16 protein-coding genes and 1 pseudogene are annotated in these 16,247 nt (G+C 65.3%); 13 read left to right on the top strand and 4 right to left on the bottom strand.

Annotated elements, in window-relative coordinates:
* Nucleotides 1-84: 84 nt before the first annotated feature.
* The 12 genes from P1P91_RS04135 to der all read left to right on the top strand — a co-directional run bounded on the left by P1P91_RS04135 (nt 85) and on the right by der (nt 11,938).
* On the top strand, nt 85-552 hold the full coding sequence (locus P1P91_RS04135; RefSeq protein WP_311884726.1) for an Rrf2 family transcriptional regulator: 468 nt from the start codon (nt 85-87) through the stop codon (nt 550-552).
* A gap of 39 nt (nt 553-591) precedes the next feature.
* Complete coding sequence (locus P1P91_RS04130) at nt 592-1,755, top strand: aminotransferase class V-fold PLP-dependent enzyme (RefSeq protein WP_311884725.1); 1,164 nt, start codon at nt 592-594, stop codon at nt 1,753-1,755.
* A 132-nt stretch (nt 1,756-1,887) separates the two neighbouring features.
* Complete coding sequence (locus P1P91_RS04125) at nt 1,888-2,214, top strand: HesB/IscA family protein (protein ID WP_311884723.1); 327 nt, start codon at nt 1,888-1,890, stop codon at nt 2,212-2,214.
* A gap of 244 nt (nt 2,215-2,458) precedes the next feature.
* On the top strand, nt 2,459-2,884 hold the full coding sequence (gene ndk / locus P1P91_RS04120) for a nucleoside-diphosphate kinase (protein WP_311884721.1): 426 nt from the start codon (nt 2,459-2,461) through the stop codon (nt 2,882-2,884).
* A 180-nt stretch (nt 2,885-3,064) separates the two neighbouring features.
* The gene (gene rlmN / locus P1P91_RS04115; RefSeq protein ID WP_311885689.1) at nt 3,065-4,150 is read left to right on the top strand and encodes a 23S rRNA (adenine(2503)-C(2))-methyltransferase RlmN; all 1,086 of its coding nucleotides are present in this window, start codon (nt 3,065-3,067) and stop codon (nt 4,148-4,150) included.
* Between the two features lie 124 nt (nt 4,151-4,274).
* The gene (gene pilW, locus P1P91_RS04110) at nt 4,275-5,030 is read left to right on the top strand and encodes a type IV pilus biogenesis/stability protein PilW (protein WP_311884719.1); all 756 of its coding nucleotides are present in this window, start codon (nt 4,275-4,277) and stop codon (nt 5,028-5,030) included.
* 24 nt (nt 5,031-5,054) lie between these two features.
* Nucleotides 5,055-6,032, top strand: a complete 978-nt coding sequence (locus P1P91_RS04105; RefSeq protein ID WP_311884717.1) for a RodZ domain-containing protein — start codon at nt 5,055-5,057, stop codon at nt 6,030-6,032.
* An 8-nt stretch (nt 6,033-6,040) separates the two neighbouring features.
* A complete protein-coding gene (gene ispG / locus P1P91_RS04100; protein WP_311884715.1) occupies nt 6,041-7,156 on the top strand; it encodes a flavodoxin-dependent (E)-4-hydroxy-3-methylbut-2-enyl-diphosphate synthase in 1,116 nt (371 codons plus the stop codon).
* 81 nt (nt 7,157-7,237) lie between these two features.
* Nucleotides 7,238-8,506, top strand: coding sequence for a histidine--tRNA ligase (hisS, locus tag P1P91_RS04095; RefSeq protein WP_311885687.1), 1,269 nt, complete (start codon nt 7,238-7,240; stop codon nt 8,504-8,506).
* A 65-nt stretch (nt 8,507-8,571) separates the two neighbouring features.
* A complete protein-coding gene (locus P1P91_RS04090; protein WP_311884713.1) occupies nt 8,572-9,375 on the top strand; it encodes a YfgM family protein in 804 nt (267 codons plus the stop codon).
* Entirely contained in the window at nt 9,372-10,538 is a 1,167-nt protein-coding gene (gene bamB, locus P1P91_RS04085; RefSeq protein ID WP_311884711.1) for an outer membrane protein assembly factor BamB, read from the top strand. The genes P1P91_RS04090 and bamB overlap by 4 nt, the downstream gene beginning before the upstream one ends.
* Nucleotides 10,535-11,938, top strand: coding sequence for a ribosome biogenesis GTPase Der (der, locus tag P1P91_RS04080; RefSeq protein ID WP_311884709.1), 1,404 nt, complete (start codon nt 10,535-10,537; stop codon nt 11,936-11,938). Before bamB ends, der begins: the two co-directional genes overlap by 4 nt.
* Nucleotides 11,939-11,988: 50 nt before the next feature.
* On the opposite strand, the pseudogene P1P91_RS04075 reads toward der, so the two are convergent.
* The 4 genes and pseudogenes from P1P91_RS04075 to P1P91_RS04060 all read right to left on the bottom strand — a co-directional run.
* Nucleotides 11,989-12,234, bottom strand: a pseudogene (locus P1P91_RS04075) (glutathione S-transferase N-terminal domain-containing protein); the annotation flags it as partial.
* Nucleotides 12,235-12,320: 86 nt separating this feature from the next.
* Nucleotides 12,321-13,688, bottom strand: coding sequence for an RNA-guided endonuclease IscB (gene iscB, locus P1P91_RS04070; protein ID WP_311884707.1), 1,368 nt, complete (start codon nt 13,686-13,688; stop codon nt 12,321-12,323).
* A gap of 411 nt (nt 13,689-14,099) precedes the next feature.
* A complete protein-coding gene (locus P1P91_RS04065; protein WP_311884706.1) occupies nt 14,100-14,468 on the bottom strand; it encodes an MliC family protein in 369 nt (122 codons plus the stop codon).
* Between the two features lie 54 nt (nt 14,469-14,522).
* Complete coding sequence (locus tag P1P91_RS04060) at nt 14,523-15,422, bottom strand: LysR family transcriptional regulator (protein ID WP_311884705.1); 900 nt, start codon at nt 15,420-15,422, stop codon at nt 14,523-14,525.
* Between the two features lie 179 nt (nt 15,423-15,601).
* Between P1P91_RS04060 and wrbA the strand changes: the two genes are divergently transcribed.
* On the top strand, nt 15,602-16,201 hold the full coding sequence (gene wrbA, locus P1P91_RS04055; protein ID WP_311884704.1) for an NAD(P)H:quinone oxidoreductase: 600 nt from the start codon (nt 15,602-15,604) through the stop codon (nt 16,199-16,201).
* Nucleotides 16,202-16,247 lie beyond the last annotated feature (46 nt).

Genomic DNA, 16,247 nt, shown 5'->3' with positions numbered 1-16,247 from the left:
CTCGGGCTTTCCCATAATGGATTCGATTTTGCCATCAGCGCGCTCAGTGGAGCAGCCGGGGTTCGCCATGCGTTCGATCAGCCTATGCGTTTAACCACCAAAGGGCGCTACGCCGTTACCGCCATGCTGGATCTGGCGCTCAACGTCGAGACCGCGCCGATCAGCCTTGGCGACATAGCGAGGCGCCAGGACATCTCGCTTGCCTACCTGGAGCAGCTGTTTGCCCGGCTGCGCAGGGCCGGGCTGGTCACTAGCGTGCGCGGTCCCGGCGGCGGCTATCGGCTGGCCCGGGAGCCCCGCGCCATTTGCCTTTCCAGCATCGTGGACGCCGTCGACGAAAGCGTGGACGCTACCCGCTGCCAGGGGCTTTCCGACTGCCAGCAGGGCGATACCTGCCTGACTCATCACCTGTGGTGCGAGCTATCCGGGCAGATCCGCGAGTTTCTCGACGGGATAACGCTTGAACAGCTTTCCACGCGCCCCGATATCCAGCATATTGCCCGGCGCCAGCAGGCGCGCCTGGACGACGCCATCCCCGCGTCAGCCCCCTAGCGCCGTTCTGCCCGCGCCCACTGACCGATGTGAAACAAGATGCCACAGACCACACCCACGCTGCCCGTTTATCTCGACTACGCTGCCACCACGCCGGTCGACGACCGCGTGGCCGCCGTGATGCAGCGCTATCTGACGGTTGACCAGCTCTACGCCAACCCCGCTTCGCGCAGCCATATGCTCGGCTGGCAGGCCGAACAGGTAGTCGAGCAGGCGCGCCGCCAGGTAGCCGACGCCATCGGCGCCGACCCGCGCGAAATCGTCTGGACCAGCGGCGCCACCGAGGCCGACAATCTGGCGCTGACGGGGTTCATGCGCGCCAACCGCGAGCGCGGCATGCATCTGGTGACGTCCACCATCGAACACAAGGCCGTGGTGGATACCGCGCATGCCCTGGAGGCCGAAGGCTTCGAGGTGACCTGGATCACCCCCGGCGGCGACGGCCGCGTTACCCCGGAGCAGCTGCGCGACGCCATGCGCGACGACACCGCGCTGGTCTCCCTGATGACGGTCAACAACGAGCTGGGCAGCGTCAACGATATCGCCGCACTTGCGGATGTGGCCCACGAGTTTGGCGCCGCCCTCCATACCGACGCCGCCCAGGCCATCGGCCGCGTGCCGCTGGACGTCGGCGCCCAGGATATCGACCTGATGTCGCTTTCGGGGCACAAGGCCTACGGCCCCAAGGGCGTGGGCGCGCTCTACGTCAAGCGCCACCCGGACATCCGCGTGGAGGCGCTGATTCACGGCGGCGGCCACGAGCGCGGCATGCGCTCGGGCACGCTGCCCACGCACCAGATTGCCGGCATGGGCGAAGCCTTTGCTCTGATGGTGCAGCAGGGCGAGGCCGACCAGGCGCATATCGCAGCGCTTGGCGAACGTTTTCTCGACGGGCTTGCCCAACTGGATGACGTTCACCGCAATGCGGCAAGCGAGGCAAGCCTGCCCAACATCATCAACGTCGCGTTTGGCGGCGTGGACGGCGAGTCGCTGCTGATGGCGCTGCGCGACGTGGCGGTATCCACCGGCTCGGCGTGCAACTCGGCAAGCGTCGAGCCGTCCTACGTGCTGCTGGGCGTCGGCGTGCCGCGCCGGCTGGCGCTTTCCTCGCTGCGATTCAGCTTCGGTCGCTTTACCACTGCGGCCGACGTCGATCACGCCGTGGGCGTGCTGCAGCACGCCGTCACCGGCCTGCGGGGATAGCCCTCCGCCGTGCGGCTAACCCGCGCCACAGCCAAGAGTTACAATACTAGTGGTAACGACGCTAGTAGCAACGACGCCAGTAGAAACGACACCAGTAGAAACAACGAACGACGGCTTCAACAGGAGGTCACCATGGCCACGCTCAACATTACGCCCGCTGCTGCCGAGCAGATTCAGCATGTCCTCGCCGAGCGCGGCGAAGGCCTTGGCCTGCGCGTATCGGTCAAGCCTTCCGGCTGCTCCGGCTACAGCTACGTGCTCGACTTTGCCGACGAGGCCGCCCCGGACGATGCCCGCTTCGAGGACCACGGCGCTCAGGTGTTTGTCGCCCCGGACGCGCTGAACATGCTCGACGGCAGCGAAGTCGACTACGTCAACGAAGGGCTCAACCGCTACTTTCGCTTCAACAACCCCAACGTCACCGACGAGTGCGGCTGCGGCGAAAGCTTTACCGTCTAGCCGCCCGCCGGCACGGGCAGTATTCACGGCCTTGATGAAGCGCTATAATCGCGCCACTCCGCCGCCGACCCGGCCTCGCCGCGCCGGCGGCGGGACCTTGCCGCTGCCGTCTGCAAGGCTGAAAGAAAGCGGCGCTTGACGCTGGAGCCTGACGCCCAGGCGTCCCGATCCGTCAAGCTGACTTGCGATAGACGCAACCCATTAAGCCCTACTTTTACTACGTCCGAATCAGGAGAGATGTTACATGGCGAACGAACGCACGCTGTCCATCATCAAGCCCGACGCTGTCGCCAAAAATGCCATCGGCGAGATTATCGCCCGTTTTGAAAAAGCCGGCCTCAAGGTCGTCGCGGCCAAGATGATCCGGCTGTCCGAAGAAAACGCCGGCGGCTTCTACGCCGAACACAAGGAGCGCCCCTTCTTCAACGACCTGGTCGGCTTCATGACCTCGGGCCCGATAGTGGTACAGGTGCTGGAAGGCGAAGACGCCATCGCCAAGAACCGCGACCTGATGGGGGCGACCAACCCCAAGGAAGCCGAAGCCGGCACCATCCGCGCCGACTTTGCCGAGACCATCGACGCCAACGCCGTTCACGGCTCCGACTCCGTGGAAAGCGCCGAGCGTGAAATTGCCTACTTCTTCGACAACGACGAAATCTGCCCGCGCTAAGCGCGCTGCAGGGCAGCTTGCACGTTGCCGGCCATTTTTGCGGGAGCCCGGCTCCCGCCTTTTCTTTTGACGCTGACTGCCATGACCACTGCCGCTTCCCAAGACGCATCTGTTACCACTACCCCAGGCGCGACGTCCGTCAACCCGGGGCAGGCCCCCGAGCGCGTCAATCTGCTGGGCATGTCCCGGACGCAGCTGGAGGCGTTTTTTCTCTCCATCGGCGAAAAGAAGTTCCGCGCCGCCCAGCTGATGAAGTGGATGCACCACGAAGGCTGCGACGACTTTGCCGCCATGACCAACCTGTCCAAGGCGCTGCGCGAAAAGCTTGCGCGCCTGGCCGAGGTGCGCGGCCCCTCGGTGGTCTACGAAGGCGCCTCCAGGGACGGTACGCGCAAGTGGGTGCTGGAGGTCGAGGACGGCAGCTACGTGGAAACCGTGCTGATCCCCGCGGACAACGGCAAGCGGCGCACGCTTTGCGTATCGTCCCAGGTGGGCTGCTCGCTTGACTGCAGCTTCTGCTCCACGGGCAAGCAGGGCTTTCAGCGCAACCTCACCGCCGCGGAAATCATCGGCCAGGTGTGGGTCGCCTCGCGCAGCGACGTGCCGCGCAACGACAGCCGCCAACGTCCGGTGACCAACGTGGTCATGATGGGGATGGGCGAGCCGCTTCTGAACTACGACAATGTCGTGCCGGCCATGCAGCTGATGCTCGAGGACGACGGCTACGGCCTGTCCAAGCGCCGGGTGACGCTTTCCACTTCGGGCGTGGTGCCCAAGATCGACAGGCTCAGCGACGACATCGACGTAAGCCTGGCCATTTCGCTGCACGCGGCCAACGACGAGCTGCGCAACGAGCTGGTGCCGCTGAACCGCAAGTACAACATCGCCACGCTGCTGGACGCCTGCCGGCGCTACCTGGACAAAAGCCCGGAAAACCGCCAGGTGACCATCGAATACACCCTGATCTCGGGGGTCAATGATCAGCAGGAGCATGCCACCGAGCTTGCCCAGGTGCTGGAAGGGCTGCCGTGCAAGATCAACCTGATTCCGTTCAACCCGTTTCCCCACTCGGGCTACGAAACGCCGTCGCGCAATCAGTGCGTGCGCTTTCAGCGCTGGCTTGACGAGCTGGGCTACACCGCGCCGATCCGCATGGCTCGGGGAGACGACATCGATGCCGCCTGCGGCCAGCTGGTCGGCCGAGTGAAAGACCGGACCAAGCGTCAGGCCCGCTACATTCAGTCGGTACAGCTTGACGCCAACTAGGCGTCACCCCGTACCGCCTTGACTTGTGCCGGGCACAGCGCTTTGATGAACGCGCCCTTGGTGCGGCGCTGGAGGTCGCTTCGCGCCTTTTGCCGAGACTCACGACGTCGTTCGGACTGCCACCATGAGGATAACGATGCTTTGCCGCCGCCCGTTACCGCACATTGCCCAGGCGCCTGCCGCCTTTGTTCTTGTCGGCACGCTGTGGCTTTCCGGCTGCGCCTCGACATCGCTTTCCTCCCCGGACACGCCGGATGCCGGCAGCGCCTACACCCGGCTGGGGCTTGCCTATCTGGAGCAGAACAACCTGAAGCGCGCGCTCAACGCGCTGGACCGGGCCGAAGAGCATGATCCCGGCAATCCCGAAACGCTGCAGGCCCTGGCGCTTGTCTACCAGCGCCAGGGCGAGGATGAGCTGGCCGCCGAGCAGTTCCAGAAAGCGCTCGCCGCCGACGCCGACTTTACTCGCGCGCGCAACAACTACGCCGCCTTTCTTTACCAGCAGGGGAACTATCAGCGCGCCTGTCAGCAGCTCGAAAAGGCCGCCCAGGACCCCCAGTACGAGCACCGGGCCCGGCTTTTCACCAACCTGGGACAGTGCTATAGCGCCATGGACCAGCCGCAGCGTGCCCGGGAAAACCTGAAGCGGGCCGGCCAGCTCGACCCGCGCTACGCGCGCAGCTATTGGCAGCTGGCCCGGCTGGAATTCCAACAGGGCCATCACGCCCGGGCCTGGGCGCCGCTGCAGCGGTTCTTGCGGCTGGGCCGGCCCACCCGCGAAGCCCTGGAAATGGCCGCGGAGCTGGCTCTTGAGCGCGGCGACAGCGAACTCGCCGGCAAGTATCGGCGCCAGCTTGCAAGCACGGGCGAAACGCCCTGATCACCGTTTTGAGGATGCTCAGCCATGAGCGACACACATCACGACGAATACGCCGATGACCGGCTCGGGGTTTCCCCCGGCGAACTGTTACGCAGGGAGCGGGAGCGCCAGGGTATTGCCCTCAGGGACGCCGCGCACGCCCTGCACCTGCGCCCGGCCGTGGTCTCGGGGCTGGAGCAGGATCATTACGCTGAAATCCCCGTGGCCACCTATCGCCGCGGCTACCTGCGCACCTACGCCCGCTACCTGGGCATGGATGACGACCCCGTACTCAAGGCCTACGAGGCCCGCCACGGCGCCCCGGCCACCGCGCGGGACATCAAGCCGGTATCGGTGACCCGCCCGCCCTCGCGGCTGGGCGGCATTCTGTTCAAACTGGTGACGCTTTTGGTCATCGCCGGGCTGATCGGCGTCACCGTGACCTGGTGGCAAAGCCGCGGCGGCAGCGCCCCGCCGAGCCTGGATGAAGGCTCCATGACGGCACCCGACACCTCGGCAGCGGCCGAAATGCCGCCGGCCTCTGCCGGCGACGCCGCCGACGACATTGACACCGCTGCCAAAAGCGCCGCTGAAAGCACGGCAAAGGCCGGTAGCGCCGCCGAAGTCGATGCTGTCGAAACGGAGGCTGTCGACACAGACCCCGTCGACACCGCTCCCGCGGCGCCGTCAGAGGAGGCGCTGGCCGCCGCCACCGGCGTAGCCGGCGCCGACGAGGAAGAGACAGCAGACGCCAGCGCCGACAGCGACGCCGACGCCGACGCCACTACCCTGGCGCTGACGTTCAATCAGCAATCGTGGACGGAAATTTTCGATGCCGGCGACAACCGCGTATTTGTCGGCCTGCAAGAGCCCGGCACCGAAGCCAGCGTGGAAGGCCAGCCGCCGTTTCGTTTAACCGTCGGCAACGCTACCGGCGTCGAGCTGCGCTACCGGGGCGAGGTCATCGACCTTGCCCGGCACGCCGGCGCCAATAACGTCGCCCGCTTTACCCTGGGAGAGTGATCCGCCCTATGCACGCCCCGAATGCTATTCAACGCCGCGCCTCGCGCCAGATCCACGTCGGCAACGTCCCCATCGGCGGCAATGCCCCCATTGCCGTACAGAGTATGACCAACACCGACACCCTTGACGTTGACGCCACCGTTCGTCAGGTGCGCCAGCTGGAAACCGCCGGCGCCGATATTGTCCGCGTCTCGGTGCCCACCATGGACGCCGCCGAGGCCTTCGGCCGCATCCGCCAGGCGGTCAATGTACCGCTGGTGGCGGATATCCACTTCGACCACAAGATCGCCCTGCGCGTGGCCGAGCTTGGCGTCGACTGCCTGCGCATCAACCCCGGCAACATCGGTCGCGAAGACCGCGTGCGCGCGGTGGTCAGCGCCGCTCGGGACCGCGGCATCCCCATGCGCATCGGCGTCAACGCCGGCTCGCTGGAAAAGTCCCTGCAGCGCAAGTACGGCGAGCCCACGCCGGAGGCGCTGGTGGAGTCCGCGCTGCGCCACATCGACCATCTCGACCGGCTCGATTTCGCCGACTTCAAGGTCAGCGTCAAGGCCAGCGACGTCTTCATGGCCGTGGCCGCCTACCGCGACCTGGCCAGCCGCATCGAGCAGCCGCTGCACCTGGGGATCACCGAGGCCGGCGGCCTGCGCTCGGGCACGGTCAAGTCTTCCATCGGCCTTGGCATGCTGCTGATGGAAGGCATCGGCGACACCCTGCGGGTATCGCTCGCCGCCGACCCGGTGGAAGAAGTCAAGGTCGGCTTTGACATGCTCAAGAGCCTCAAGCTGCGTACCAAGGGCATCAACTTTGTCGCCTGCCCCAGCTGCTCGCGGCAGAACTTTGACGTCATCGATACCATGAACCAGCTCGAAGAGCGCCTGGAAGACGTGATGACGCCGCTGGACGTATCGATCATCGGCTGCATCGTCAACGGCCCGGGCGAAGCCAAGGAAAGCGATCTCGGCCTCACCGGCGGCAGCCCCGCCAACCTGCTGTACCTCGACGGCAAGCCGGCGCAGAAGCTGCGCAACGACAACCTCATCGACGATCTCGAACGGCTGATCCGCGACAAGGTGCGCGAAAAGCAGCAGCGCGAAAAAGATACCATCGCCCGCAGCGTGTAGCCTGCTGCGACACACAAGGAGTTCCCATTGAGCCAGACCGCAGCCCCCTACACCGCGCGAAAGATCCAGGCAATTCGCGGCATGAACGACCTGCTGCCCGAAGACAGCCCGCGCTGGCAGTTTTTTGAGGCCCGGATCCGCGACCTGATGGCCCGCTACGGCTTTGCCGAAATTCGCACGCCCATTCTGGAGCAGACGGCGCTGTTCGCCCGCTCCATCGGCGAAGTCACCGATATCGTCGAAAAGGAGATGTACACCTTCGACGACCGCAACGGCGACAGCCTCACCCTGCGCCCGGAGGGCACCGCCAGCTGCGTGCGGGCGGCCATGCAGCACGGCCTGTTGCACAACCAGACCCAGCGGCTGTGGTATCAAGGGCCGATGTTCCGCCACGAGCGTCCGCAAAAGGGCCGCTATCGCCAGTTTCACCAGATCGGCGTGGAAACCTACGGCCTCGAGGGCCCGGACATCGACGCCGAGGTCATCCTGCTGTCGGCGCGGCTGTGGCAGGAGCTGGGGCTTGCCGACCACGTCACCCTCGAGCTCAACTCGCTGGGCTCGGCCGAGGCCCGAGCGGCCTACCGCGAGATGCTGGTGGCCTATTTCGAGCAGCACCTCGAGGTGCTCGACGAGGACTCCCGACGCCGTCTGACCACCAACCCGCTGCGCATCCTGGACTCCAAGAACCCGGCCATGGCCGAGGTCATTGCCGGCGCCCCCCGGCTCATCGATCATCTGGACGAGGCCTCCCGGGAGCACTTCGAGCGCCTCAAGGCCATGCTCGACGCCGTCGGCATCGGCTACGTGATCAATCCCAGGCTGGTGCGCGGACTGGATTACTATTCGCGCACCGTGTTCGAATGGACCACCGATGCGCTGGGCAGCCAGGGCACCGTGTGCGCCGGCGGGCGCTACGACGGCCTGGTCGAACAGCTGGGCGGCAAGCCCACCCCGGCAGTGGGCTTTGCCATGGGCATCGAGCGGCTGATTCTGCTGCTCGATACCCTGGCGCTGATTCCCGGCGCCGCGCTTGGCGGCTGCGACGCCTATCTGGTGCCCATGGACGACGCCGCGACGCCCGAAGCGCTGGCCCTGGCCGAGCGGCTGCGTACCGCCCTGCCCGATCTCAACCTGACCCTGCACTGCGGCGGCGGCAGTTTCAAAAGCCGCATGAAGAAGGCCGATAAAAGCGGCGCCCCGCTGGCCATACTGCTGGGCGAGGACGAGCGCGCCGGGCAGGCCGTCACGCTGAAGTTCTTGCGCGACGACCGCGAGCAGCGGCGCGTGGCGCAAAGCGAGCTGGCCCCCGCATTGGCGTCACTGCTGGGCAACACTCGGGACGGTAGCTGAAGCCGCTCGCCGGCGTGGAAACTTGCCCGTCATAGCCGTCATAGACAGTTTCAAGGAGGCCGCCCGTGGCGGAGCTGAGAACCGAAGAAGAACAGTTGGACGCGATCAAGCGCTGGTGGAAGGAAAACGGCACTTCGCTGATAGCAGGCCTGGTGATCGCCGGGGCCGGCGTGTTTGGCTTCAAGGCGTGGCAGAACTACCAGGACGGCCAGGCCGAGGCCGCCTCCCTGCGCTACCAGCAGCTGATTGCCGAAACCGCGGGCCTGAATGCCGACGAATCGGCCGACGAACAGGCGCTGCAAAACGCCCGCAGCACCGCCGAGGAGCTGGTCGACAGCCACGGCGGCTCGCTATACGCCGAGCTTGCGCTGCTGCTCGACGCCCGCCTGGCCGTACAGCAGGACGATCTGGACGGCGCCCGCGCCTCTTTGGAGCAGGCGCTCGACGCATCCTCCCGGGACTACGTTCAGAGCCTGGCCCGGCTGCGCCTGGCGCGGCTGGACGTTGCCGCCGGCGAAGCGCAGCGGGCGCTTGACCGGCTGGATGACAACGTGGCCGATCCGCTTACCGCCCAGCGTCACAACGTGCGCGGCGACGCCTTGCTGGCGCTGGAGCGCAAGGACGACGCCCGCCGCGAATGGCAACAGGCGCAAACGCTTGCCGAGGAGCAGGACCAGCCGCTTTACGGCGTTGCTCTGAAGCTTGACGATCTGGGCGCCAAGAAGCCCCGCTCCGGCGTCTCGGGCGCCGACATCCCCGAGGCCGACACCTCCGATGCCGGCATGTCCGATGCCGCTTTCTCGGCATCCGCATCCGAACCCACCCCGCCCGTTTCCCCTACGCAGGGCAACGACGAGGCTACGTCATGATCGCCACTCGCTTTTCTCGCCCCCTGCGCCTGACGCTGGGCGCCGGCGCCATAGCTCTGCTTACCGGCTGCGCCAGCAAGGGCGAGCCGCTTTACACGCCCAAGCCGCTCGCCGACATCGACGCCACCTCCACCCTCGATACCCGCTGGGACACCGGCATTGGCGACGGCCTTGGACGAGCGCGCTATCCGCTGACGCCGGCCCGGGACGGCGACACCCTGTTCGCCGCCGACGCCCGCGGCCTGGTGGTGGCGCTGGACGCCGACAGCGGCAAGCGCGAATGGGAAACAAGGCTTGACAGCCCCGTTTCCAGCGGGCTTTCCGCGGTTGCCGGCCACGTTTACCTGGGCAGCAAGAACGGCGACGTCATCGCCCTTAATCAGGACGACGGCAGCGAGCAGTGGCGCGCCCGGGCCTCCAGCGAAGTGCTGGCTGCCCCGCAGCCCAATCGCGACCTGCTGATCGTCCAGAGCACCGACGGCCAGGTCACCGCCCTGGACCGCCAGACCGGCGATACCCGCTGGTCCTACGAAAGCAACCCGCCGGCGCTGACCCTGCGCGGTACCGGCACGCCCCAGACCATTGAACCTGTCACCTTTGCCGGCTTTGCCAACGGCCGCCTGGTGACCCTGGACAACCGCACCGGCGATCCGCTGTGGCAGCAGCAGGTGGCCATTCCCCAGGGGCGCACCGAAGTCGACCGCCTGGTGGATCTGACCGGCCAGCCTCTGCTGACCCCGGACGGCAGGCTCTACGTCACCAGCTACAACGGCCGCCTGATGGCCCTGGAGGCCACCCGCGGCCAGCTGCTCTGGGAGCGCGAGCTCTCCAGCCGGCATACCCCGCTGATGGTGGGGGACTACCTGTTCGTGGTCACCGACGACAGCCGCGTGCTCGCCCTGGATGCCCAGAGCGGCAACGAAGTGTGGCAAAACGACGACCTCACCGGCCGCTGGCTCACCGCCCCGGCGTTTGCCGACGGCCGCCTGGTGGTGGGAGATTTCGAAGGCTATCTGCACCTGCTCGACGCTCGCAAGGGCGAGCTTGTGGGACGCACCCGCGTTGACCGCTCCGGCATCAGCGTGACGCCCGTCACCGAAGGCAGCACCATTCACGTGCTCGCCAACGACGGCACACTGGACACTCTGGACGTCTCCCCATGACCCCGGTTATTGCGCTGGTCGGCCGCCCCAACGTGGGCAAATCCACCCTGTTCAACCGCCTGACGCGCTCGCGGGACGCCCTGGTGGCCGATTTTCCGGGGCTGACCCGGGACCGCAAGTACGGCAACGGCATGCTCGGCGGCAAGGCCTACACGGTGATCGATACCGGCGGCATCAGCGGCGACGAGCACGGCATCGACGCGGCCATGGCCGAACAGTCGCTGGCGGCCATCGACGAGGCCGATATCGTGCTGTTCATGGTCGACGGCCGCACCGGGCTCAACGTCGCCGACGAAGCCATCGCCAACCACCTGCGGATCAACCAGAAAAAGACCTGGCTTGTGGTCAACAAGACCGACGGCCTGGAAGAGCACTCGGCCATGGCCGACTTCTGGGCCCTGGGGCTTGGCGACCCCCACGCCATTGCCGCCGCCCACGGGCGCAACGTCGCCGCGCTGGTCGACCAGGTGCTGGCGCCCTTTCCCGAGCGCGACGAGTCGATCCCCGCCGACACCGGCACCAAGGGCATCCGCATCGGCGTCATCGGCCGGCCCAACGTGGGCAAGTCCACCCTGGTCAATCGCCTGCTCGGCGAAGACCGCGTGGTGGTCTTCGACGAGGCCGGCACCACTCGGGACGCCATCGAGATCCCCTTCGAGCGGCGCGGCAAGCCCTACGTGCTGATCGACACCGCCGGCGTGCGGCGGCGCAAGAATGTGCGCGAAGCCACCGAGAAGTTCTCGATCATCAAGGCCCTGGACGCGATCAAGGAATGCCACGTCGCGATCATGGTGCTGGACGCCCGCACCGGCCTGGTCGAGCAGGATCTGCACCTGCTCGACTACGTGCTCACCACCGGCCGCGCGCTGGTGCTGGCGGTCAACAAGTGGGACGGGCTGGAAAGCGAAGCCCGGGACAGGATGCGCGCCGAGATCAAGCGCCGGCTGGGCTTTGCCGACTACGCCGAGCTGCACTTCATTTCCGCGCTGCACGGCACCGCCGTGGGCGATCTTTACCCCTCCGTCGAGCGCGCCTTCGAAGCCGCTCACGCACGCTGGTCCACCAATCGCCTGACCACGCTTTTGCAGGACGCCGTGGCCCAGCACGCCCCGCCCATGGTTCACGGCCGGCGCATCAAGCTGCGCATGGCCCACCAGGGCGGCAGCAATCCGCCGATCATCGTGATTCACGGCAACCAGACCGGCGCGCTGCCCGACGCCTACCGTCGCTATCTGACCAACACCTTTCGCAAGGTGCTCAAGGTGCGCGGCACGCCCATGCGCTTCGAGTTCCGCTCCGGGGACAACCCCTACGACCCCATGGCCGGCGCAAGCGACAAGGCCAAGGCCAAAAAGCGCGAGCTCAACCGCACCCGGGAGTCGCGCAAACGGCGCCGCTAGGCACTCTCGACATCGCTAGCCCTTCTCGACATCGACAATGCGCCGGGCGTCTCGGCCATGCCTTCCCCCAGCAGCGGCGCCTCGGGGTAGCGACGATCCAGATAGCTCATGATCGCGTAGCTATCGGTGACGACCTCGTCCCCGTCGACCAGCACCGGCACCTTGTCGTGGCGGGCGAAGGCCAGCGCTTCCTTCTCGGTGAAGCGCCAGGGTCGCGTCTCCGCCTCGAGCCCCTTGTGCGCCAGCGCATAGCGAATCCGCCAGCAGAAAGGCGAGAAACGCAGCCCTTCCTCGATGCCGCAGAGTTCATCAGAATTTGCGCGGGATACCCGGTACGTTGAGTGCCGGGAGGGATAACGCGTCGCCCGCAGGGCGACCTGGACTACACCACCGTCTGTCCCGCTCCTCCCTGGTGGTTAATGGATGGTGTGGAGTGATAGCCGTAGCCATCACCGCGTTGAATCAGGGTGCAGTATTGGTACGAAATGCCTTGCACTGCCCCTTGTTGGGTTTGGATGTTGAAGCTGCCGGTTTTGCGCACGGCCACACGACCGATATGCGTGCCGGCTTTCTTACCTGTGGGCACGAGGGCCGTGATCATATCGCCCGTTTGAAAGCCTTTAACCTGCTTTTGGCGCATCAAGTAACCCCGAGGAAAACCGTGTCGAGTCAGCCGAGTGCGTTGATAACCGCCGCGCCCGGTGGCTTTGATCGTCAGAGTGGGCACCTGCCAGTGGTGCAGGGCGTCCATTGGGCCGACGCAAGCGGCATCCAGGGCGTGAGTTTTGGGAATACCGAGGCGCTGGCGGTTGTATTTGGTACGGCCACCCGTGCCGACCGTGACAGGTAAGCCGATGGCCTTGAGCGCGGTGAACAGCGCCCAACGGGTCGCATTGACCGCACTGGCATCGCGTAGCGGTTGCTTGAGTTGGCGCTGTACTCGCTCAAGCCGTATGTCAGCGGTATGTCCATGTTGTTTCAAGCGGCGACGAAGCCCCCTCGCCGTGGCAAAAAAATCAGTCAATGCTTGCCGATCCTTTTCTTGATTGCAGGCATGGCAGGCTAATGACAGGTTGCTGACGCGGTTGGAACCGCCACGGCTGCGTGGTTCAACATGCTCGATTTCCAGCGGTGTGTCCGTGGCCCCACAATAGGCACATTCCCGGCCCCATTTCTCCAATAGGTACTCGCGCACCTCGTACCCCAACAGCGTCCCTTGCTGGTATCCAACGCCGCTTATCTCGGGGTTGTCGAGCCGCTGGGTATCAAAGCGCACCAACTCCTGATCCAGCGCGGTGATGGGAGCGAGTCTGCGTAGCCATTCCACCCAAGCTGTGACGGTATCGACCCGATGCTGCAATGAAGGGGGCAGCCAACCTTTGGGCCGAATGCGATTATCAAAGCGCGGGGCGCGGTAGCGCAGATTGGCCGAGCGGCGGCGACGCCGAAACGTGGCGCGTTGCTCCAGGGCTTTTTTGATCTGAAAGCCGCGATGCACCAGATCAAACAGGCACAGGACATGCTGGCCGTCGCCGGCTTTACGCACCACCGCCAGCCCCGTGGTCTTGCTACCCGGATCAAGCTTCAAACGCAGCGGTTGTGTGTCGCCGCCCACCCGATCCTTGAGCCGGATCGCGAACGGGTAGCGTTTATGCACCACGGCGCGACCGTCTTCCAGCAGCAACCGAGCACGCTTTTCGCTGCACGGCATCAACGGCTGCTTGCGGTTGTCCAATACGAAAACCGCCATGCGATTTCCTCCTTGATAAGTGCCCTTACGGGCCTTGTGACGCAGGGCTTGCGCCCTGTCTCCCCTCGGGAATGTCGATAACCGGCTCCTGCTTGGCGGCAGCGGTCAAGACCTCCGGCATTTTACCTTGCGCCAGCATGATCCCGACCTTTCAGAGCAGCAGACTGAGGAAGCATCCACTGGTGAGTCTTGACGACCTATTATCAACGTAGCGGACTGGCTACCGCTTTCCCTGGTCAACCGGGCTTGCTTTCACAAGCCTCTGCCTTTAGGCAGAGGTAGTTGACAGAGTACCCGTGCCATGCTGCCTCCCGTTGTTCAGTCTGTGTGGTGTAATGACCTGGCTCGATGCTGCCAGCGCAAGCCTTGTACGAGCCTCGCTCATCCCTGAGCCCCTTTCCGACCGCTCTCTCAGGATGCCTCGCAGATCTCCAGGCGCTCACCGGTGGTGCCGTCGGCCAGGTGACGGAAAAGAATCCCCTCGGAGCCGGGGCTGATCCCCTTTGTCCACCATTCCAGATCGTCACCCGCGTAACGCGCGCCGCTGCCGGAAACCGCGATTTGCATGTCGTCGCGACGATCCTTGTATTCGACCCTGGCCGAGTCGGTGGAGGGATAAGCGGCGGCGATGGTTTCGCCGCTCTCGCACCGATAGGTATGCACGGTGGCCGTTGACGCTGCCGCTTCGGGCGCTGGGGCATCCGCCTTCTCCTGGGGGGGGCTGGCGCAGGCGGAAACGAGCAGGGTTGATGCAAGCGTCAGAAAAGCAGGGATTTTCATGCGAATCTCCATGGTGGCGATGACGGGGTGCGGGCGTGCAGCGTAACAGAAGGTTTACCCTCGCTGTCGGCAGGCCACTTTCAGGGAGCGCGCCAGGGCCCGAGTGGCCGGGCCTGCCGCGTCGCGATTGGCGTAGGCCAGAAACAGCGCCTCCTTGCGCTGGCCGCCTTCGATCAGCGGTAGGCGCTTCAGGCTGCCCGCTTCCAGCTCTTCCCGGATGTGGCCGTAGGGTAGCCAGGCAAACCCCAGTCCGTCCCTGACGAACTGCACCGAGGTGTTGAGCTGGGTGACGGTCCAGCGCTGCTCGGCGGCGAGCCAGCCCGCATCCTGACGGCGCCTGAGCCCCGAATCCCGAACCACGAACTGGCGATAGGCGCGCAGATCATGGTGGGTCAGGTCGCGCTCGAGCTGGTGAAGCGGATGCCGGGGATGGGCCACCGCGAGAAAGGTCACGTCCAGCAGCGGCTGCCCGAGAAAACCGGGCGGAGGGCGGTGGGTAATGGCCAGATCCGCTTCCCCGTTGAGCAGGGCCTCCTGGGTGCCGGACAGCACCGACTCGATGAGCTGCACCCTTGACGCCCGACTCTCAGGCACAAAAGCGGCCATGGCCCGGCTGAGCAGATCCGTGGGAAAGATGGCTTCTACCGCCAGGCGAACCTCGGTTTCCCAGCCCTCGGCCAGGTTGCTGGCCAGGTACTCGAGACTCAAGGCGTCTTCGATCAACACCCGGGCCTGTCGCAGCAGCGTTTCGCCCGCCGGCGACAGCGTCGCCTTACGCCCTTGAATCGTCAGCACGTCAACAGGCAGCTGTTCCTGTAGGCCTTTCAGCGCATAGCTGACCGATGATTGGCTGCGGCTGAGCGCCTCGGCGGCCCTGGCATAGCTGCCTTCATCCACCACCGCCTGCAGTATCGCCCACTGCTCGAGGCTGATACGGGGAACTCTCTGGATCATGAAACACTCGCGGATCGATGCGCTGGCTGGATATCACCGCGCATGGCCGAACGATACGGCAATTGATCGAATTATCCGTTCTTTATGCGTGGAATAGTGCCACTTTCTCACGCAATAGAACAGCTAGGCTAGGTTCTGTAAACCAAACAGCAGGGGGTATTCCCCAGGAGGCAACAACAATGACCAAGGTACTGGTGCTCTATCATTCCATGTACGGCCATATCGAAACCATGGCCAACACCGTCGCCGAAGGCGCACGCCGGGTAGACGGCGTCGAAGTCACGGTCAAGCGCGTCCCCGAAACCATGCCGGCTGACGCCTTTGCATCGGCCGGCGGCAAGACCGATCAGGATGCCCCGGTCGCTTCACCGGCGGAACTTGCCGAGTACGACGCGGTTATCTTCGGCACGCCCACGCGCTTTGGCAACATGTCCGGCCAGATGCGCACCTTCCTCGATCAGACCGGCGGCCTCTGGGTCAACGGCGGCCTGGTGGGCAAGGTGGCCAGCGTCTTTACCTCGACCGGCACCGGCGGCGGTGAAGAAACCACCATTGCATCCACCTGGACCACCCTGGCGCACCACGGCATGGTAATTGTGCCGATCGGCTACGCAACCTCTGAGCTTTTTGATATCTCTCAGGTCGGCGGGGGCACGCCCTACGGTGCCTCGACCATTGCCGCCGGCGACGGCTCGCGCCAGCCCGACGAGCGCGAACTGGCCATTGCCCGCTTCCAGGGCGAGCACGTGGCCAAGGTGGCGGCAAAGCTCAGTCGCTAAGTTCAGTCGCTAAGCTCAGTTTCTAAGCTCGGCCGCTAAGTCCGAG

It is taken from the genome of Halomonas piscis (assembly GCF_031886125.1).
In the GTDB taxonomy this organism is placed as follows: domain Bacteria; phylum Pseudomonadota; class Gammaproteobacteria; order Pseudomonadales; family Halomonadaceae; genus Vreelandella; species Vreelandella piscis.
Note: the sequence above shows the minus strand (reverse complement) of the source record. Positions and strands in the feature narration are given on the sequence as shown.